16 protein-coding genes and 1 pseudogene are annotated in these 18,359 nt (G+C 65.2%); 10 read left to right on the top strand and 7 right to left on the bottom strand.

Annotation, left to right across the window (positions count from 1 at the left end):
- Positions 1 to 190 precede the first annotated feature (190 nt).
- The gene (locus ACDI39_RS21325; RefSeq protein ID WP_225790514.1) at positions 191 to 1,708 is read left to right on the top strand and encodes a nucleobase:cation symporter-2 family protein; all 1,518 of its coding nucleotides are present in this window, start codon (positions 191 to 193) and stop codon (positions 1,706 to 1,708) included.
- A 116-nt stretch (positions 1,709 to 1,824) separates the two neighbouring features.
- Here ACDI39_RS21325 and radA read toward each other — a convergent pair whose 3' ends face one another.
- On the bottom strand, positions 1,825 to 3,192 hold the full coding sequence (gene radA / locus ACDI39_RS21320; protein ID WP_225790515.1) for a DNA repair protein RadA: 1,368 nt from the start codon (positions 3,190 to 3,192) through the stop codon (positions 1,825 to 1,827).
- Between the two features lie 176 nt (positions 3,193 to 3,368).
- On the opposite strand from radA, the gene mscL reads away from it, so the two are divergent.
- Positions 3,369 to 3,776 carry a large-conductance mechanosensitive channel protein MscL gene (gene mscL, locus ACDI39_RS21315; RefSeq protein ID WP_225790516.1) on the top strand — a complete coding sequence of 136 codons (408 nt, stop codon included), beginning with the start codon at positions 3,369 to 3,371 and terminating at the stop codon, positions 3,774 to 3,776.
- An 81-nt stretch (positions 3,777 to 3,857) separates the two neighbouring features.
- Here the strand turns inward: mscL and ACDI39_RS21310 are convergent, their stop codons facing one another.
- On the bottom strand, positions 3,858 to 4,634 hold the full coding sequence (locus ACDI39_RS21310; protein WP_225790517.1) for a ferredoxin--NADP reductase: 777 nt from the start codon (positions 4,632 to 4,634) through the stop codon (positions 3,858 to 3,860).
- Between the two features lie 199 nt (positions 4,635 to 4,833).
- Here ACDI39_RS21310 and ACDI39_RS21305 point away from each other — a divergent pair, with 199 nt between their 5' ends.
- Positions 4,834 to 5,538, top strand: coding sequence for an autoinducer binding domain-containing protein (locus tag ACDI39_RS21305; protein WP_225790518.1), 705 nt, complete (start codon positions 4,834 to 4,836; stop codon positions 5,536 to 5,538).
- 83 nt (positions 5,539 to 5,621) lie between these two features.
- Positions 5,622 to 6,749, top strand: a complete 1,128-nt coding sequence (locus ACDI39_RS21300; protein WP_253091489.1) for a methyltransferase — start codon at positions 5,622 to 5,624, stop codon at positions 6,747 to 6,749.
- Positions 6,750 to 6,830: 81 nt separating this feature from the next.
- Here the strand turns inward: ACDI39_RS21300 and ACDI39_RS21295 are convergent, their stop codons facing one another.
- From ACDI39_RS21295 to ACDI39_RS21285, 3 genes are read right to left on the bottom strand one after another with little or no spacing between them, the layout of a single operon-like run.
- Positions 6,831 to 6,971, bottom strand: coding sequence for a DUF2474 domain-containing protein (locus tag ACDI39_RS21295; RefSeq protein WP_225790520.1), 141 nt, complete (start codon positions 6,969 to 6,971; stop codon positions 6,831 to 6,833).
- A 12-nt stretch (positions 6,972 to 6,983) separates the two neighbouring features.
- Positions 6,984 to 7,991, bottom strand: a complete 1,008-nt coding sequence (cydB, locus tag ACDI39_RS21290; RefSeq protein ID WP_225790521.1) for a cytochrome d ubiquinol oxidase subunit II — start codon at positions 7,989 to 7,991, stop codon at positions 6,984 to 6,986.
- A gap of 3 nt (positions 7,992 to 7,994) precedes the next feature.
- Positions 7,995 to 9,434: a cytochrome ubiquinol oxidase subunit I gene (locus tag ACDI39_RS21285; RefSeq protein WP_225790522.1), complete on the bottom strand. Its 1,440-nt coding sequence runs from the start codon at positions 9,432 to 9,434 to the stop codon at positions 7,995 to 7,997.
- Positions 9,435 to 9,800: 366 nt separating this feature from the next.
- Here ACDI39_RS21285 and ACDI39_RS21280 point away from each other — a divergent pair, with 366 nt between their 5' ends.
- The 3 genes from ACDI39_RS21280 (at position 9,801) to trmA (ending at position 13,591) form a co-directional block, all read left to right on the top strand.
- Entirely contained in the window at positions 9,801 to 11,021 is a 1,221-nt protein-coding gene (locus tag ACDI39_RS21280) for an MFS transporter (RefSeq protein ID WP_253091490.1), read from the top strand.
- Between the two features lie 192 nt (positions 11,022 to 11,213).
- The gene (locus tag ACDI39_RS21275) at positions 11,214 to 12,509 is read left to right on the top strand and encodes an NCS2 family permease (RefSeq protein ID WP_225790524.1); all 1,296 of its coding nucleotides are present in this window, start codon (positions 11,214 to 11,216) and stop codon (positions 12,507 to 12,509) included.
- Entirely contained in the window at positions 12,506 to 13,591 is a 1,086-nt protein-coding gene (trmA, locus tag ACDI39_RS21270; RefSeq protein ID WP_368816412.1) for a tRNA (uridine(54)-C5)-methyltransferase TrmA, read from the top strand. The genes ACDI39_RS21275 and trmA overlap by 4 nt, the downstream gene beginning before the upstream one ends.
- Before the next feature lie 109 nt (positions 13,592 to 13,700).
- Here the strand turns inward: trmA and pcaG are convergent, their stop codons facing one another.
- Both pcaG and pcaH read right to left on the bottom strand, forming a co-directional pair.
- Positions 13,701 to 14,306, bottom strand: a complete 606-nt coding sequence (gene pcaG, locus ACDI39_RS21265; protein WP_225790526.1) for a protocatechuate 3,4-dioxygenase subunit alpha — start codon at positions 14,304 to 14,306, stop codon at positions 13,701 to 13,703.
- 10 nt (positions 14,307 to 14,316) lie between these two features.
- Complete coding sequence (gene pcaH / locus ACDI39_RS21260; protein ID WP_225790527.1) at positions 14,317 to 15,036, bottom strand: protocatechuate 3,4-dioxygenase subunit beta; 720 nt, start codon at positions 15,034 to 15,036, stop codon at positions 14,317 to 14,319.
- A 200-nt stretch (positions 15,037 to 15,236) separates the two neighbouring features.
- On the opposite strand from pcaH, the gene ypfJ reads away from it, so the two are divergent.
- The 3 genes and pseudogenes from ypfJ (at position 15,237) to ACDI39_RS21245 (ending at position 18,279) form a co-directional block, all read left to right on the top strand.
- On the top strand, positions 15,237 to 16,124 hold the full coding sequence (ypfJ, locus tag ACDI39_RS21255) for a KPN_02809 family neutral zinc metallopeptidase (RefSeq protein ID WP_225790528.1): 888 nt from the start codon (positions 15,237 to 15,239) through the stop codon (positions 16,122 to 16,124).
- Positions 16,125 to 16,494: 370 nt separating this feature from the next.
- Positions 16,495 to 17,373 (top strand): annotated as a pseudogene (locus tag ACDI39_RS21250) (methyl-accepting chemotaxis protein); the annotation flags it as partial.
- Positions 17,374 to 17,415: 42 nt separating this feature from the next.
- Entirely contained in the window at positions 17,416 to 18,279 is an 864-nt protein-coding gene (locus tag ACDI39_RS21245) for a methyl-accepting chemotaxis protein (protein WP_410896988.1), read from the top strand.
- The last annotated feature ends 80 nt before the right edge of the window (positions 18,280 to 18,359 follow it).

The following is an 18,359-nucleotide window of genomic DNA, read 5'->3' as shown; positions in this document are numbered from 1 at the left end:
GCAGCTGTGTTGTACACACCCCTCTAGCATCGCCTCTGCCAGCTTGGAACGCATTCTGCATTCCATTTGCCCGCACCTTGCGAACGCCCTTGTCCGCGCTCCGATCAAAATCTTGTATACAATTCTTGTGGTATTTGTTTGTAGGAATTGTCTACAGTAGCGACACAACAATAAACAGAGAGCCTGCTCCATGACTACGTCCCCTAGCACGTCTCCCGCCAAGCGCCCCGAGGATGAATACCTCGGGCTTGGCGCCAACCTGGCCTATGGTCTGCAGCATGTGCTGACCATGTACGGGGGGATCGTGGCCGTGCCCCTGATCCTCGGCCAGGCCGCGGGTCTGGCGCCCGCGGAGATCGGCCTGCTGATCGCCGCCTCGCTGTTCGCCGGTGGCCTGGCCACGCTGTTGCAGACCCTTGGCCTGCCGTTCTTCGGCTGCCAGTTGCCATTGGTGCAAGGGGTGTCCTTCGCCGGTGTCGCCACCATGGGGGCGATCCTCAGCAGTGAAGGCGGCGGTGGCCTGCAGGGCGTGCTCGGCGCGGTCATGGCGGCCTCGCTGATCGGCTTCCTGATCACCCCGGTGTTCTCGCGCATCACCAAGTTCTTCCCGCCGCTGGTCACCGGTATCGTCATCACCACCATCGGCCTGACCCTGATGCCGGTCGCCGCGCGCTGGGTGATGGGCGGCAACAGCGCCTCGCCGGAGTTCGGTAGCATGGCCAACATCGGCCTGGCGGCACTGACCTTCGCCATCGTCCTGCTGCTGAGCAAGCTGGGCAACGCGACCATCTCGCGCCTGTCGATCCTCCTGGCCATGGTGGCAGGTACCCTGATCGCCTGGGCCCTGGGCATGACCGACTTCAGCAAGGTCAGCGAAGGCCCGATGTTCGCCTTCCCCAGCCCGTTCCACTTCGGCATGCCGACCTTCCACATCGCCGCGATCCTGTCGATGTGCATCGTGATCATGGTGACCCTGGTGGAGACCTCGGCCGACATCCTCGCCGTGGGCGAGATCATCGATACCAAGGTCGACTCCAAACGACTGGGCAACGGCCTGCGCGCCGACATGGCCTCGAGCATCCTGGCACCGATCTTCGGCTCCTTCACCCAGAGTGCGTTCGCCCAGAACGTCGGCCTGGTGGCGGTGACCGGGGTCAAGAGCCGCTACGTGGTGGCCACCGGCGGGGTGATCCTGGTGGTGCTCGGCCTGCTGCCGATCATGGGCCGGGTGATCGCCGCGGTACCGACGCCGGTACTGGGCGGTGCAGGCATCGTGTTGTTCGGCACCGTGGCCGCCAGCGGTATCCGCACCCTGTCGAAGGTCAACTACAAGAACAACGTCAACCTGATCATCGTCGCCGCCTCGCTGGGCTTCGGCATGATCCCGATTGCCGCGCCGAACTTCTACCACCACTTCCCGAACTGGTTCGAGACCATTTTCCACTCCGGCATCAGCTCGGCGGCGATCATGGCCATCCTGCTGAACCTGATCTTCAACCACTTCACCGTGGGCAACTCGGACCAGCAATCGGTGTTCGCCGCGGGCTACGAGCGAACCATCCAGTATTCCGACCTCTCGGCCCTGCGTGATGGCGACTACTTCAAGGACGGCAAACTGTTCGATGCCGACGGCAACGAGGTGCCGGTGCTCGAACCTGACGAACAGGGCGACGAGGCGCCCAGGCGCAAGGCGCTGGCAGAGCACTGATCGCCACCTGCGGCGGTCACGCAAGGGGAGCCGATGCGCATCGTCGGCTCCCCTTTTTTCATGTCGCGAAACTATCGGCCCCAATGCCACTTCACTGACCAGCCTTGGGGCTTGGATCACTCGAAGAGTGCATCCAAGGCCTGTTCCAGCCGGGTCACGGCAATCACTTGCAAACCGGCCGGGGCTTCCTTCGGCGCATTGCCCTTGGGCACGATGGCGCGCTTGAAACCGTGCTTGGCGGCCTCCTTGAGGCGCTCCTGGCCACTGGGCACCGGGCGTACCTCACCGGACAGGCCGATCTCGCCGAACACCAGCAGGCCATCGGCCAGCGGGCGGTTGCGCAGGCTGGACATGACTGCCGCCATCAATGCCAGGTCCGACGCCGTCTCCAGCACCTTGACGCCCCCCACCACATTGAGGAACACGTCCTGATCATGGGTGGGAATACCACCGTGCCGGTGCAACACCGCCAGCAGCATGGCCAGGCGGTTCTGGTCCAGGCCCAGGGTGACCCGGCGCGGGTTGGCCAGGTGGCTGTCGTCCACCAGCGCCTGGACCTCCACCAGCATCGGCCGGGTACCTTCCCAAGTCGCCATGACCACGCTGCCGGGCACTTCCTCCTGGGCGCGGTTGAGGAAGATCGCCGACGGGTTGGAAACCTCCTTGAGGCCCCGGTCGGTCATGCCGAACACGCCCAGCTCGTTGACCGCGCCGAAGCGATTCTTCACCGCCCGCAGCAGACGCAGTCGGCCATCGGACTCACCCTCGAAGTACAGCACGGTGTCGACCATGTGCTCCAGCACCCGTGGACCGGCCAGGGAGCCCTCCTTGGTCACGTGGCCGACCAGGAACACCGCCGTGCCGCTCTGCTTGGCATAGCGCACCAGCAATGCGGTGCTCTCGCGGACCTGGGCCACGCCGCCGGGCGCGGACTGCAGCTGTTCGGTGAAGATGGTCTGGATCGAGTCGATGACCATGACCCGGGGCTTTTCCTGGCGCGCCGTGGCGATGATCGCCTCGATGCAGGTCTCGGTCATCACCTTGAGCTGGTCCTGGGGCAGGCCCAGGCGCCGCGAGCGCATGGCCACCTGCTGCTGGGACTCCTCGCCGGTGACGTACAGCGCCGGCATGCGCGCGGCGACGTTGCACAGGGTCTGCAGCAGAATGGTCGACTTGCCGATCCCCGGGTCGCCGCCGATCAGCACCACCGAACCGTCGACCAGGCCACCACCGAGCACCCGGTCCAGCTCGGTACTGCCAGTGCCGAAACGTGGGATCTCCTCGACGCTGACCTCGGCCAGGGTCTTGATCTGTGCCTGTTGCCCGGCCCAGCCGGCACGCCCGCTGGGCGCCGCGGCACCGCCGCTCTCGATCAGGGTCTCGACCAGGGTGTTCCAGGCCCCGCATTCACCGCACTGGCCGGCCCATTTGGGGAAGGTCGCGCCACACTCGGTGCAGCCATACAAGCGCTTGGCCTTGGCCATGGGCTCAGTCTCCTGGAAAAAATCGCCATGATAGCCGAGCCGGACGTGCCTCGAACGTGCCGGGAAGCGACAAAACTATTCGATCTAACCGCAGTCTCTAGCATCGGCGTAACGCATGAAGCGCATAGCTGGCTTACACTGCGAATACCTTATCCATTTGTTACAAGGAATAAACCATGGGCATGCTCAGTGAATTCAAGGCCTTTGCGGTAAAGGGAAATGTCGTCGACATGGCCGTCGGTATCATTATCGGCGCGGCCTTCGGCAAGATCGTATCGTCCTTCGTGGGCGACGTGGTCATGCCGCCGCTGGGCCTGTTGATCGGTGGGGTGGACTTCAGTGACCTGGCCATCACCCTCAAGGCCGCCGAGGGCGACATCCCCGCGGTGGTGCTGGCTTATGGCAAGTTCATCCAGACGGTGATCGACTTCCTGATCATCGCCTTCGCGATCTTCATGGGCGTGAAGGTGATCAATCGCCTCAAGCGCGAAGAAGCCGAGGCCCCGAGCGCCCCGCCCGTGCCGACGCCCGAGGAGACCCTGCTGACCGAGATCCGCGACCTGCTCAAGAACCGTCAGCCCTGAGCGACTAGCCACGAGCTGCAAGCTGCAAGAAAAAGCCGATCGGTGTGATAGCTGCTTTTTCTTGCAGCTCGTGGCTTGCAGCTACCAGTAGTTCTCCACCGCCACCTGCCCCGGCCGCCGGCTCAGGCTCAACTGCAGGTCGCGCGCCTTCAGCACCTTGCGGGTGTCGTCGATCATGTCCGGGTTACCGCACAGCATGATCCGCGAATGCTCCGGTGACAGCTCCAGCCCCGCTGCCTTCTCCAGTTCGCCATGCTCGATCAGCGTGGTGATCCGCGCATTCAACGCCCCAGGGTACCGCTCGCGGGTGACCACCGGGATGAACTGCAGCTTGCCGGCGAACTCGGCCAGGTAGTCACGCTGCTCCAGGCCGGCGATCAGGTCCAGGTAGGCCAGTTCCTTGGCCTCGCGCACCGAATACACCAGCTTGATATTGTCGAATCGCTCCCAGGCTTCGAAGTCTTGCAGGATCGACATGAACGGCGCGATACCGGTGCCGGTGGCCAGCAACCACAGGTCACGGCCACCCACGAAACGGTCGAGGGTCAGGTAGCCGAAGGCCTGGCGATCGATGAGCAAGTGATCGCCCTCGCCCAGGCGGCTCAGCTCGCTGGTGAACTCGCCGCCCGGCACGACGATGGAGAAGAAGTCGAGGAACTCGTCATGGGGGGCGCTGACCATCGAGTAAGCCCGCCATACCACGCTGCCATCGGCCTTGGTCACGCCCAGACGGGCGAACTGCCCGGAACGGAAACGAAACCCAGGGTCGCGGGTGACCCGCAGGGTGAACAGATTGGGGGTCAACGGCTGGACGTCGAGCAGGGTCTGGCGGGTGAACTTGTCGGCGCTGGCAGTCATGACGGGCTCCATCGATCAGGAACGCCCAGTGTCGCCCAAAGCGCCGGGGATGAACACCGATGGTTTGTAGGGCCTCGTGCGGCGCTCGTCGGCGAGCACGGTCTATAACAAAATATTCCGAACAAATTGCTAGGTCTTTTCCTACAATCATCCGGTAGCGGAATTTTGGATCCATCTAGAGTCCAGAGGGAGCCGACTCATGCCACAGTGGAAAACCCAACAACTGCAATTGCTGCTCGAGGAGCGGGAGCCACAACGACTGTTCGATCGCGCCCTTGGCCTGGTCCAAGATCTGGACATGACCTACCTGGGCCTGGCGCTGTACCTGCCCATCGCCGCCCATCCTCCGCAGGTGGTGCGCTACAACAACTATCCAGGCGAATGGAACGCCCACTGCCAGGGCGGCGAAGCGCTGCGCGAAGACCCGGTCGTCAACAGATGCCATCGCACCACGATGCCCGTCCTCTGGCACGATGAGTTGTACCACGAGGTTCCCCACCTGCGCGAAACGGCCTGCAGCCATGGTTTGTGTCACGGCTGGACACAATCGGTGCACGACCTGCAGCACAACGAAACCCAACTGAGCGTGGCCAGGCCACAAGGAGCGATCGACACCGCCGAATTCTACGAGAAGGCCGCCCAGGTGCTCTGGCTGTGCAATAGCCTGCATGCCCTGCTCTGCGAGTATCACCTGGCGCGGCTCGCCCCCGAGCCCAGCCTGAGCGACCGGGAGCTGGAGGTCCTCAAGTGGTCCGCCGCCGGCAAGACCGCCTCGGACATCGCCTGCATCCTTTCGCTGTCGACCAGCACCGTGAACTTCCACATCCGCAGCGTGATCACCAAGACCAACGCCGCCAACAAGGCCGGGGCGATCGCCATCGCCGCCACCCGCGGCCTGCTCTGACGCCAGGCGCAAAGCCCTGTAGAATCGCGCACCTGAAGCTCGTCGTGGCCTGCGATGGGCAGTTTCGCACCCGAGCCAACGCCATGCCCCTGCTGACCAGCCCCTTCGCCGAACTCGACCTGATCCGCCAGCCGGAACAGGCCAACGATCCCCTGCAAGCCTTCGATGCCGCGGACCACTACCTGCTGGAGCACCTGGCCGGCCAGGCACCGGGGGCCGGTTGCCGGGTACTGGTGCTCAATGACAGCTTCGGGGCCCTGGCCGCCAGCCTGGCCGGGCACCTGGACGTGGTCAGCAGTGGCGATTCGCACCTGGCCCACCTGGCCCTGGAAAAGAACCTGGTGCGCAATGGCAAGCCCTACGACAGCGTGCCCTTCGTGCCCGCCAGCGAACGCTGGCAGGGCCCGTTCGATCGGGTACTGGTGCGTGTGCCCAAGGCCCTCGCCCTGCTCGAAGAGCAGTTGATCCGCCTGCAGGGCCACCTGGCGCCAGGCGCCCAGGTGATCGCCGGCGCCATGATCAAGCATCTGCCGCGTGCCGCAGGCGACCTGATGGAAAAGTACATCGGCCCGGTGCAGGCTTCGCTGGCCCAGAAAAAGGCACGCCTGCTCACGGCCAGCGTCGTCGACGAGCGTCCCGCCGCGCGTTCGCCCTACCCCACCCGCTACCGCCTGGAATCCCCCGCCCTGGAGCTGGTCAACCATGCCAATGTGTTCTGCCGCGAAGGGCTGGACATCGGTACCCGTGCCTTCCTGCCGCACCTGCCCCGCGACCTTGGCCAGGCCCGTGTCGCCGACCTGGGCTGCGGCAATGGCGTGCTGGCGATCGCCAGTGCCCTGGCCAACCCCGACGCGCACTACACGCTGGTGGATGAGTCGTACATGGCCGTGCAGTCGGCCCGGGAGAACTGGCTAGCGGCGCTGGGCGAACGCGAGGTAACGATCCGCCCCGCCGATGGCCTGGCCGGGCAGGACAAGCAGTCGCTGGACGTGGTGCTGTGCAACCCGCCGTTCCACCAGCAGCAGGTGGTCGGCGATTTCCTTGCCTGGCGCATGTTCCAGCAGGCCCGTGAAGCGCTGGTGATCGGGGGCGCGCTGTACATCGTCGGCAACCGCCATCTGGGTTATCACAGCAAACTGGCGCGGTTGTTCCGTGGGGTAGAGCAGGTGGCGGCGACGCCGAAGTTCGTGGTGCTCAAGGCGCGCAAGTAGGGCCTATCAATGCAGATCCGTTAGCGTTTCTGCTGCCATTTGGGGCTGCTTCGCAGCCCCTGTTCTGGCCCCCCGAGGGACTCAATGCGTACTGAGCCCCGCCGCACTCATGAACATCCTCATCAGCCAGGCCACCACCCCAAGGGCGGCGACGCTGGCCGCCCAGATCAGCACCAGCCAACCCAGGCGCTGCCACAGTGGCTTTTTCTCTCCAACGTTCATCGCCGCGCCCCCTCAGTGATAGCCCTGATCATGGGTCACCTTGCCACGGAACACGTAGTAGCTCCAGAAGGTGTACCCCAGGATGAACGGCAGGATGAACAACGTGCCCACCAGCATGAAGCCCTGGCTCTGCGGCGGAGCCGCGGCATCCCAGATGGAGATCGACGGCGGGATGATGTTCGGCCACAGGCTGATGCCCAGGCCGCTGTAGCCGAGGAAGATCAGCACCAGGGTCAGCACGAACGGGGTGTAGTGGGCATTGCGTGCCACCGCCCGCAGCAGCCCGTAGAAGGTCACCAGCACCAGGATCGGCACCGGCATGAACCAGATCAGGTTGGGCAGGCTGAACCAGCGCTCGGCGATCTGCGGATAGGCCAGCGGCGTCCACAGGCTGACGATACCGATCACCACCAGTAGCACCAGCGCCAGGGGCCGAGCCAGGTCATGCATCTGCTGCTGCAGCGGGCCTTCGGTCTTCATGATCAGCCAGGTGCAACCGAGCAAGGTGTAGGCGACGATCAGGCCGAGCCCGCTGAACAGGCTGAACGGGGTGAGCCAGTCCAGCGAACCACCGGCATAGTGGCGATCGACCACCTTGAAGCCTTCGATGAAAGCACCCAGGGCCACACCCTGGAAGAAGGTGGCGACCAGCGACCCCCAGATGAAGGCCTTGTCCCAGATATGGCGCTTGGCGGCCGTGGCCTTGAAGCGGAACTCGAACGCCACGCCGCGGAAGATCAGCCCCACCAGCATGAGGATCAGCGGCAGGTACAGCGCCTCCAACACCACCGAATAGGCCATGGGGAACGCACCGAACAGTCCCGCGCCGCCCAGCACCAGCCAGGTTTCGTTGCCGTCCCATACCGGGGCGACGGTGTTCATCATCACGTCACGGTCACGCTCGCCCTTGACGAAGGGGAAGAGCATGCCGATCCCTAAGTCGAAGCCGTCCATCACCACGTACATCATGACGCCGAAGATGATGATCACGGCCCAGATCAACGGAAGATCGATACCCATGGCTCAGTTCCCCTTGTTCAGGCTGGCGGCGTCGGCATCGATGCCGTCGTCATCGGCGGCGGACAACGGCCGTGCCGGCGTGCGTTTCTGCCCCGGTCCACCGGGTTTGTGCTCGTCGCCCTCGCCGGTCTGCGGCCCCTTGCGCACCAGGCGCATCATGTAGCCCAGGCCCGTGCCGAACAGGGCGAAGTAGACCACCACGAAAATCACCAGGGTCAGGCCGAGCTGGGTGTAGCTGTGGTTGGACACGCCATCGGCGGTCCGCATCAGGCCGTAGACCACCCAGGGCTGGCGGCCGACCTCGGTGGTGAACCAGCCGGCAAGGATGGCGATCAGGCCCGACGGCCCCATCCACAGGGTCAGGTAAAGGAACGGCCGCGAGCTGTACAGCGTGCCGCGCTTGCGCAGCCACAGGCTCCACAGGCCGACGAAGATCATCAGCAGGCCCAGGCCGACCATGATGCGGAACGACCAGAACACGATGGTCGAGTTGGGCCGGTCCTCGGGCGGGAACTCCTTCATCGCCGGGACCTGCTTGTCCAGGCTGTGGGTCAGGATCAGGCTGCCCAGGGCCGGGATCTCGATCTTGAAGCGGGTGGTCTCGGCCTGCATGTCGGGAATGCCGAACAGGATCAGCGGCGTCGGCTCACCGGGCACGTTCTCCCAATGGCCTTCGATGGCCGCGATCTTCACCGGCTGGTGCTTGAGCGTATTGAGGCCATGGAAGTCACCGATCACCGCCTGGATCGGGGCAACGATCAGGGCCATCCACATGGCCATCGAAAGCATCTTGCGCACGGCCGGGTTGTCACGCCCGCGCAGCAGGTGCCAGGCGGCCGAGGCGCCGACGAAGAAGGCCGTGGCGACGAACGCAGCGGTGGCCATGTGCATCAGGCGGAAGGGGAAGGACGGGTTGAAGATCACCGCCAGCCAGTCCACCGGCACCACCCGACCATCGATGATCTCGTGGCCCTGGGGGGTCTGCATCCAGCTGTTGGAGGCGAGGATCCAGAAGGTCGACACCAGGGTGCCGAGGGCGACCATCAGCGTGGAGAAGAAGTGCAATCCCCGGCCGACACGGTTCCAGCCGAACAGCATGACGCCGAGGAAGCCCGCCTCGAGGAAGAATGCGGTCAGCACCTCGTAGGTCAGCAAGGGGCCGGTGATGGCGCCGGCGAAATCGGAGAAACGGCTCCAGTTGGTGCCGAACTGGTAGGCCATGACCAGGCCGGAGACCACCCCCATGCCGAAGTTGACGGCGAAGATCTTCGACCAGAAGTGGTAGAGGTCACGGTAGACGTTGTTGCCGGTCTTCAGCCAGAGGCCTTCGAGAACCGCCAGGTAGCTCGCCAGGCCAATGGTGATGGCTGGGAACAGGATGTGGAAGGATACGGTAAACGCAAACTGGATTCGGGCGAGCTCCAAGGCCTCTAAACCGAACATAGTGCTTCCTCTTCAGGTAATCCGGCGTCCAGGCCGATGGCCTTCACGCCCACAGCCCCCACGGTTATCGAGTGCGGCGCGCTGGAATTGTTCTGTTCGATCGCAGGGAGTCCGGCCATCAGGCCGAATCGTTGCATCTGGAACTATTGACCCAGGTCAACGACTGCTGGAAAGCATAGACGCGAATGGCCGGATGGAGCGTGTGGTTGATTGCCGCGTGACCGGTTGCCTCACCCGCTTGCAAATGAGTGGCATGGGTGATCCCACAGGGTTCTTCGTCAGTCGCACGCCTTCTGAAAAAGTAACTATTTGTTACAGTCAGATGATACCCTGCATCCCCTCTACCACCGAGGTTGCAGATCTGCGATGCCCGACTCCGCCCCGCTGCTGTTGCGCCACCACCGCCCCTTCCTCGCCTTCTGGCTGGCCCGTGTGTTCACCGCCAGCGGCTTCCAGATGCTCACCGTGGCCATCGGTTGGCACCTCTACCAGTTGACCGGCAACGTCCTGGACCTGGGCTGGGTCGGCCTGGTGGAGTTCGCGCCGCGGGTGCTGTTCATGCTGCACACCGGCCACGTGGCCGATCGTTACGACCGCCGCCGTGTCGCCGCCCTGTGCCAGAGCCTGCAGGCCTCGATCGCACTGGCCCTGGCAGTGGGCAGCGCCACCGACAATGTCAGCCGCGAGCTGATCTTCATCCTCGCCTTCCTGCTCGGCGCCACTCGCTCCTTCGAAATGCCGGCGACCCAGGCCCTGCTGCCCAATGTCGTACCGCCAGGGCTGTTTCCGCGAGCCGTGGCAGCCTCGGCCTCGGCGACCCAGTCAGCGACCATCGTCGCCCCGGCCGTGGGTGGCTTCCTCTATGCCTTCGGCAGCCTCTGGGTGTATGCGCCGACGGTCGCCCTGTACGCCATCGCCTGCCTGCTGACCCTGAGCCTCGACGCTCGCCAGCAGCTCCCCCAGCGCGGTCGCGCCAACCTCGAATCGCTGCTGGCCGGCATCCGTTTCATCCGCAGCCGCCGGGACATCTTCGGGGCCATTTCCCTGGACCTGTTCGCCGTGCTGCTCGGTGGCGCCACGGCGCTGCTGCCGGTATTCGCCAAGGACATCCTGCTCACCGGCGCCTGGGGCCTGGGCCTGCTGCGCTCGGCGCCGGCGGTGGGGGCGCTGATGATGTCGCTGTGGCTGGCGCGCTTCCCGGTGGAGCGCAAGGTGGGCCTGATCATGTTCACCGCCGTCGGCGTGTTCGGCGTGGCGACCATCGCCTTCGGCCTGTCCACCTCGTTCTGGTTCTCCCTGGCCGTGCTGGTGGTGCTCGGTGCGGCCGACATGATCAGCATGGTCATCCGCGGTGCCTTCGTGCAGTTGGAGACGCCGGATGAGATGCGCGGGCGGGTCAGTGCGGTGAACGGCTTGTTCATCGGCGCCTCCAACCAACTCGGGGAGTTCGAGTCAGGGGTGACGGCGCACTGGTTCGGCACGGTGCCGGCGGTGGTGCTGGGCGGCGTGGGCACGCTGGTGGTGACCGGGATGTGGATGAAACTGTTCCCGACCCTGGCCAAGCGCGACCGGTTGCACGAAGGCTAGGCATGTGCCGAGCCTGTGCCGCGGTATGCCACCCACCCCGCCCGTCCCGGCGCCCATAGGCCCCCGCCATCCATGCTGGTATGATGCGCGGCTTTTTTCAGCCCCACGCAAATCCACGGCATCCGCTACGGTCTGTGCTTTGCTGATGGGGTCGATACATTCACGGCGCCGGGGGCGCCTTGGGGAGCGGGCATGCTGGAAAGGCTGTTTCAACTAAGAGCACACAACACCAACGTGCGCACCGAGATACTCGCGGGCGTCACCACCTTCCTGGCCATGGCCTACATCCTGTTCGTCAACCCGAGCATCCTCGGCGAGACCGGCATGGACAAGGGTGCGATCTTCGTCGCCACCTGCCTGGCCGCGGCCATCGGCTCAGCGACCATGGGCCTGATCGCCAACTACCCGATCGCCCTGGCGCCCGGCATGGGCCTGAACGCCTTCTTCACCTATACCGTGGTCCTGCACATGGGTCACACCTGGCAGGTCGCGCTGGGTGCGGTGTTCCTCTCGGCGGTGCTGTTCTTCCTGCTGTCGATCTTCCGTATCCGCGAGTGGATCGTGAACAGCATCCCGCTGCCGCTGCGCTCGGCCATCGCGGCGGGCATCGGCCTGTTCCTGGCGCTGATCGCCCTGCACAACGCCGGCATCGTGGTCGACAACCCGGCGACCCTGGTGGGCCTGGGTGACCTCAAGCAACCCGCGCCGATCCTGGCGACCCTTGGCTTCTTCCTGATCGTCGCGCTCGAATCGCTGAAGGTGCGCGGCGCGGTGCTGATCGGCATCCTCGCGATCACCCTGGCCTCGATCCTGCTGGGCGTGACGCCGTTCGGCGGCATCGTCTCCATGCCACCGTCGCTGGCGCCGACCTTCCTGCAGCTGGACATCGCCGGCGCCCTCGACGTGGGCCTGGTCAGCGTGATCTTCGCCTTCCTGTTCGTCGACCTGTTCGACAACTCCGGCACCCTGATCGGCGTGGCCAAGCGCGCGGGGCTGATGGGCAAGGACGGCTACATGCCGAAGATGGGCCGAGCCCTGATCGCCGACAGTACCGCAGCCATGGCCGGCTCCCTGCTGGGCACCTCGACCACCACCAGCTACATCGAATCCGCCGCGGGCGTGAGTGCGGGCGGGCGTACGGGCCTGACCGCCATCGTGGTCGCCATGCTGTTCCTCCTGGCGCTGTTCTTCGCCCCACTGGCCGGCAGCGTACCGGCCTTCGCCACCGCCCCGGCGCTGCTGTTCGTCGCGGTGCTGATGGCCTCGGGCCTGGCGGAAATAAACTGGGACGACGTCACCGAGGCCGCGCCCGTGGTGGTCACCGCCCTGGCCATGCCGCTGACCTACTCGATCGCCAACGGCATCGCCTTCGGTTTCATCGCCTGGACCGCCGTCAAGCTGATCTCCGGTCGCTACCGCGACCTGAACTCGGCCCTGGTGATCCTGTCCATCCTGTTCGTCATCAAGCTGGGCTGGCTCAACGCATGAGTGCTGTCTTCGATCCTTCCACCTATGCCACGCAACTGGACGCCAAGGTCACCCGCCTGCGCGAGCTGCTGGCACCGTTCGACGCGCCGGAACCGGCCGTGTTCGACTCGCCGCGCGAGCACTATCGCCTGCGCGCCGAATTCCGCCTGTGGCGCGAGGACGGCCAGCGCCACTACGCGATGTTCGCCCCGGGCGAGAAGCACACGCCGATCCTGATCGACGACTTCCCCATCGCCAGCCAGCGGATCAATGCCTTGATGCCGCGCCTGAAAGCCGCCTGGCAGGCCAGCGAGGCGCTGAGCAACCGGCTGTTCCAGGTGGAGTTCCTGACCACCCTGGCCGGCGATGCCATGGTCACCCTGTGCTACCACCGCCCGCTGGACGAAGCCTGGGAAATCGCCGCGCGACAGTTGGCCGACGAGCTGGGCGTCAGCATCATCGGCCGTTCCAAGGGCAAGCGCCTGGTCATCGGCCGCGACTATGCCGTGGAAAGACTCGAGGTGGCCGGCCGCGTGTTCAGCTACCGCCAGCCGGAAGGCGCCTTCACCCAGCCCAACGGCGCGGTGAACCAGAAGATGCTGGGCTGGGCCTTCGAGGCCATGGGCGAGCGTGATGACGACCTGCTGGAGCTGTACTGCGGCAACGGCAACTTCACCCTGCCGCTGGCCACCCGCGCGCGCCAGGTGCTGGCCACCGAGATCAGCAAGACCTCGGTCAATGCCGCGCTGAGCAACCTGGATGAGAACGGTGTGGATAACGTTCGGCTGGTGCGCCTGTCGGCCGAAGAGCTGACCCAGGCCCTGAACGAGGTTCGCCCGTTCCGCCGGCTCGAAGGCATCGACCTGAAGGGCTATGCGTTCGGCACGGTGTTCGTCGACCCGCCGCGTGCCGGCATGGACCCGGACACCTGCGAACTGGCCCGGCGCTTCGAGCGCATCCTGTACATCTCGTGCAACCCCGAGACCCTGGCGGCGAACATCGCCCAGTTGCACGACACCCACCGCATCGAGCGCTGCGCGCTGTTCGACCAGTTCCCGTATACCCACCACATGGAAAGCGGCGTGCTGCTGGTACGGCGCTGACCGCACGGGCGCTATCGCCGGCAAGCAGGCTTCCACAGGCAATGCGCTGAGCTTGAGGGCTACGCGGTGCCTGTGGAAACCAGCTTGCCGGCGATGCTTTTCCGGTGCATCAGAAGTCGAAGAACACCGTCTCTCCTTCTCCCTGAATGCGGATATCGAAGCGATACGCCGCCTGGCCCTCCACCTCGCAGCGCCTGGCGATCAGCGTCTCGCGCCGCTGCGGCTGCTCGATCAGGTTGAGCACCGGGCACGTGGCGTTGGCCTCGGCCTCATCGTCGAAATACAACCGCGTATGCAGGTGGATGTTGATGCCACGGGCGAACAGGCTGATGTTGATATGCGGCGCCATGGGTACGCCCGCGGCATTCTTCACCACCCCTGGCTTGACCGTGTGCAGGGCCCACTCGCCGGCGTCGAAGGTGGTGGCGGTGCGGCCGAAGCTGTTGAAGGCGTTTTCCAGGTTGTAGTGGTCCTGGTACTCGCCGCTGGCGTCGGCTTGCCAGAACTCCAGGAACGAATCGCGCACCAGGTGGCCGTTGCCGTCATACACGTGGCCGATCAACAGGATGTGCTCGCCCGGCGCGTGCGGCTTGGCCAGGCGGTTCCAGATCTCCTGGTCGCGGGTCGGGTTGCCGGCCGCCGCCAGGGCGAGGCCGATATGCACGTAGGGGCCGGCGGTCTGCGAAGGGGTTTCCGGCAGCAGTTCGATAGGCATGGCAGGCTCCTCAGCAGTTCTCGAAGTGGCTCTTGCGCTGGCCGCGCAGCACGATGTCGAAGCGATAGGCCAGGCAGTCCATGGGGTTGGCGTTGCTCATGTCGAGCTTGGCGATCAGCCGCTGTACCGCGTCGGGGTTGGCGATCGACTTGACGATCGGGCACAGCGGGATCAGCGGGTCACCTTCGAAATACAGCTGGGTGATCAGCCGGGTGGCGATCGACGGGCCGCTGATCGACACATGGATATGCGCCGGACGCCAATCGTTGGGGCCGTTGCGCCAGGGGTAGGGGCCAGGCTTGATGGTGCGGAAGCTGTAGTAGCCGTCGCGGTCGGTCAAGCAGCGGCCAACACCGCCGAAATTCGGGTCCAGCGGCGCCAGGTAGCGATCGTTCTTGTGCCGGTAGCGACCACCGGCGTTGGCCTGCCACATCTCCACCAGGGTGTTGGGCACCGGCGTGCCGTACTGGTCGAGCACACGCCCGGCCACGATGATGCGCTCGCCGATCGGCAGGCCGCCATGGTTGAAATTCAGCAGCAGATCGTTGTCGTGGGGGCCGAAACCGAGGTGGGAAAAGTCCGGGCCGGTGCTTTCGCTGATCGACTGCGGGATGCTCACCAAGGCTTGGCGCGGGGAGCGTGCCACGGACGTCTTGTAGTCGGGGGTGAAGGCCTTGGGGTGCCAGTTGCGATCACGGATCACGAAGCGGCGGGTGTCCTGGGCGGGCATGCCGTTTTCCTCTCTTGGAATTATGGAGTCGCCTGTGCGTGGCAGGCTGGCCTGCAGTTTCGAACAGGCCGGGCAGCGTGAATATTGAAAACATGCCGACCATCCATAACCTTTTGGTTATGGATGCACACGCCGGCTGACAGGCGCAGCGACACTGAACTAATCTTTGTCTTCATGTTTCACGCTCCGGAGAGCATTTCATGGAATGGCGAAAAGGCCGACGCAGCGACAACGTAGTCGATGCCCGCGGCGCAGGTGGTGGCGGCGGCATGCGTTTTGGCGGCGGCAAGGGGTTGGGGCTTGGCGCGATCCTGCTGATCGTGGGGATCGGCTGGATCACCGGGCAGGATCCGTTGCAGATCCTCGGCCAGATCGCCGGCCAGATGGAGCAGCAACAGCAGCAGGTCCCTGCCGGGGCGGGTGGCAAGGCACCGCCGGCCAACGACGAGCAGGCCGAGTTCGTCGCCTCGATCCTCGGCGACACCGAAGATACCTGGAAAGCCCTGTTCGCCCAGGCCGGCAAACAGTACCGCGACCCCAAGCTGGTGCTGTTCAGCGGCCAGGTCAGCTCGGCCTGCGGTTTCGCCTCCTCGGCGGTCGGACCGTTCTACTGCCCGGCCGACCAACGGGTGTACCTGGACATGACGTTCTTCCGCGAAATGGAAACCCGCTTCGCCGCCGCCGGCGACTTCGCCCAGGCCTATGTGATCGCCCATGAGATCGGCCACCATGTGCAGACCCTGCTGGGGGTCTCTGCCCAGGTCGACGCTGCCCGCCGCAGTGGCCAGCGCATGGAGGGCGACAACGGCCTGCTGGTGCGCCAGGAGCTGCAGGCCGACTGCCTGGCCGGGGTCTGGGCCTACCAGGCGCAGAAACGCCTGAACTGGCTGGAGCCGGGCGATGTCGAGGAAGCCCTCAGCGCCGCCAATGCCATCGGCGACGACCGCCTGCAGCAGCGCGGCCAGGGCCGCGTGGTGCCGGACTCGTTCACTCATGGCACCTCGGCCCAGCGTGTGCGCTGGTTCAAGGCTGGTTTTTCCAGCGGCGACGTCAATCGCTGCGATACCTTCAACGCACGCAACCTCTGAAACCCACCTAACCCCCCATTCGCGGCGCTCCGGCGTCCCGGCAAGCCCGCGAATGGGGCGCAGAGCGCCCTCCGCGATCTCCCGCACGCAAACGTTTCAAATGTTCTCGAAAAAGCGTTTCAGCTTCGGCCCTGCTTGCCGATAACCCCTCCACGAATCAGCGGGCCCACCTGATAACAACAAACGCCCGGCGGTTGGAGATCAAGAGAGCGAAAATCACTTCGGGAGAGCGTGCATGAACAGCTGGTTTGCCAACATCAGCGTCAACCTTAAACTCGGGCTGGGCTTCGGCCTGGTCCTGCTGCTGACCGGCCTGCTGGCCCTGACCGGCTGGACCAGCCTGGGCAGCCTGATCGACCGCAGCAACTGGATGAGCGACATCACCCAGCTCAACAGCGACCTGACCAACCTGCGCGTCGCGCGCCTGCAATACATGCTGACCAACGGCGACGACACCTCGGCCGCCAACGTGCTGGACAAGCTCGACACCTTCGGCGCCCAGCAGCAACACCTGGTCAACACCTTCAAGAGCCCGGAAAACCTCAAGCTGCTGCGCGAGCAGGGCCAGACCATCAGTGAGTACCGGGTCTCGCTGGACAAGATGCGCAAAGGCTACAAGGCCACCCTCGCCGCCCGTGAGGCCATGGACCAGACCGCCAGCCAGGCCCACGATGCGATCGAGACGATCGGCCGCGACGTGCTGGCAAGCCCGCAGGACGATGCCGCCCGCCTGGCGCAGTACCTGGTGGTCAGCAAGGTCGAGCAACAGTTGGCCCAGGTGCGCCTGGACGTGCGCAACTACATCACCGACCTTTCCCCCGATGCCGAACAGGCCGCCCTGCGCCAGCTCGATGCCGCACTGGCGCAAATCGACGGCCTCAAGCGCCAATTGCCGAGCGAGACCGCGCCTATCCAGCAGTTCGAGCGTGCCATGCTGGCCTATCGCGATGCCGTGCGTCAGTTCCGCGACGCCACCGCCGAGATTGGCGTGGCCCGCGCGGAAATGACCGTACAGGGTGCCGATATCGTCAAGCGCAGCGATGCGCTGTACAAGATCCAGCTCGAGCGCCGCGACAACGAAAGCGCCCAGGCGCGCAGCCTGCAGACCATCGCTACCCTGCTGGCACTGCTGGTGGGCGTGCTGGCGGCCTTCCTCATCACCCGACAGATCACCCGCCCGCTGCGCGAGACCCTGGATGTGGTGGAAAAGATCGCCAGCGGCGACCTCACCCAGGACCTGCGCGTCACCCGTCGCGACGAACTGGGCGTGCTGCAGCAGGGCATCGCCCGCATGGGCGTGACCCTGCGCGAGCTGATCACCGGTATTCGCGACGGCGTCACGCAGATCGCCAGTGCCGCCGAGGAACTGTCGGCGGTGACCGAGCAGACCAGCGCCGGCGCCAACAGCCAGAAGGTCGAGACCGACCAGGTCGCCACGGCGATGCACGAGATGGCCGCGACCGTCCAGGAAGTGGCGCGCAATGCCGAGCAGGCCTCCCATGCCGCCACCGGCGCCGATGAGGAAGCCCGTGCCGGCGATCGCGTGGTGGGCGAGGCGGTCAGCCAGATCGAGCGCCTGGCCGCCGAGGTGCATCGCTCCACCGAGGCCATGAGCCTGCTGCAGCAGGAAAGCCAGAAGATCGGCAGCGTCATGGACGTGATCAAGTCGGTGGCCGAGCAGACCAACCTGCTGGCGCTCAACGCCGCCATCGAGGCGGCACGCGCCGGTGAGGCCGGTCGTGGCTTCGCGGTGGTGGCCGACGAGGTACGCGGGCTGGCCCAGCGTACCCAGCAGTCCACCGAGGAGATCGAGGAGCTGGTGGCCAGCCTGCAGAACGGTACCCAGCAGGTGGCCGACGTCATGCTCGGCAGCCGCTCCCTGACCGACAGCAGCGTGGAGCTTGCGCGCAAGGCCGGGCTGTCGCTGGAGAACATCACCCGCACGGTGTCGAACATCCAGTCGATGAACCAGCAGATCGCTGCCGCTGCCGAACAGCAGAGCGCCGTGGCCGAGGAAATCAGCCGCAGCATCCTGAATGTACGGGATGTGTCGGAACAGACCGCCACGGCGAGCGACGAGACGGCGGCCTCCAGCGTCGAACTGGCGCGGCTGGGTGGGCACCTGCAAACGCTGGTCAGCCAGTTCCGCGTTTGACCGACAGGACCAGGGGCTGCTTCGCAGCCCATCGCCGGCAAGCCCTGCCCGCATAGAGCCTGGTGTAATTTATTGATTTA

It is taken from the genome of Pseudomonas sp. Tun-23181 (genome assembly GCF_057415455.1).
This window is presented reverse-complemented; position numbering and strand designations above follow the sequence as displayed.

Coding starts and splice junctions, on each gene's coding strand:
- ACDI39_RS21325 (WP_225790514.1), top strand. CDS start 191: ATGACTACGTCCCCTAGCACGTCTCCCGCCAAGCGCCCCGAGGATGAA.
- ACDI39_RS21280 (WP_253091490.1), top strand. CDS start 9,801: ATGCCCGACTCCGCCCCGCTGCTGTTGCGCCACCACCGCCCCTTCCTC.
- cydB (WP_225790521.1), bottom strand. CDS start 7,991: ATGGGTATCGATCTTCCGTTGATCTGGGCCGTGATCATCATCTTCGGC.
- ACDI39_RS21310 (WP_225790517.1), bottom strand. CDS start 4,634: ATGACTGCCAGCGCCGACAAGTTCACCCGCCAGACCCTGCTCGACGTC.
- ACDI39_RS21305 (WP_225790518.1), top strand. CDS start 4,834: ATGCCACAGTGGAAAACCCAACAACTGCAATTGCTGCTCGAGGAGCGG.
- ACDI39_RS21295 (WP_225790520.1), bottom strand. CDS start 6,971: ATGAACGTTGGAGAGAAAAAGCCACTGTGGCAGCGCCTGGGTTGGCTG.
- trmA (WP_368816412.1), top strand. CDS start 12,506: ATGAGTGCTGTCTTCGATCCTTCCACCTATGCCACGCAACTGGACGCC.
- pcaG (WP_225790526.1), bottom strand. CDS start 14,306: ATGCCTATCGAACTGCTGCCGGAAACCCCTTCGCAGACCGCCGGCCCC.
- ACDI39_RS21300 (WP_253091489.1), top strand. CDS start 5,622: ATGCCCCTGCTGACCAGCCCCTTCGCCGAACTCGACCTGATCCGCCAG.
- ACDI39_RS21285 (WP_225790522.1), bottom strand. CDS start 9,434: ATGTTCGGTTTAGAGGCCTTGGAGCTCGCCCGAATCCAGTTTGCGTTT.
- mscL (WP_225790516.1), top strand. CDS start 3,369: ATGGGCATGCTCAGTGAATTCAAGGCCTTTGCGGTAAAGGGAAATGTC.
- radA (WP_225790515.1), bottom strand. CDS start 3,192: ATGGCCAAGGCCAAGCGCTTGTATGGCTGCACCGAGTGTGGCGCGACC.
- ACDI39_RS21275 (WP_225790524.1), top strand. CDS start 11,214: ATGCTGGAAAGGCTGTTTCAACTAAGAGCACACAACACCAACGTGCGC.
- ypfJ (WP_225790528.1), top strand. CDS start 15,237: ATGGAATGGCGAAAAGGCCGACGCAGCGACAACGTAGTCGATGCCCGC.
- ACDI39_RS21245 (WP_410896988.1), top strand. CDS start 17,416: ATGGGCGTGACCCTGCGCGAGCTGATCACCGGTATTCGCGACGGCGTC.
- pcaH (WP_225790527.1), bottom strand. CDS start 15,036: ATGCCCGCCCAGGACACCCGCCGCTTCGTGATCCGTGATCGCAACTGG.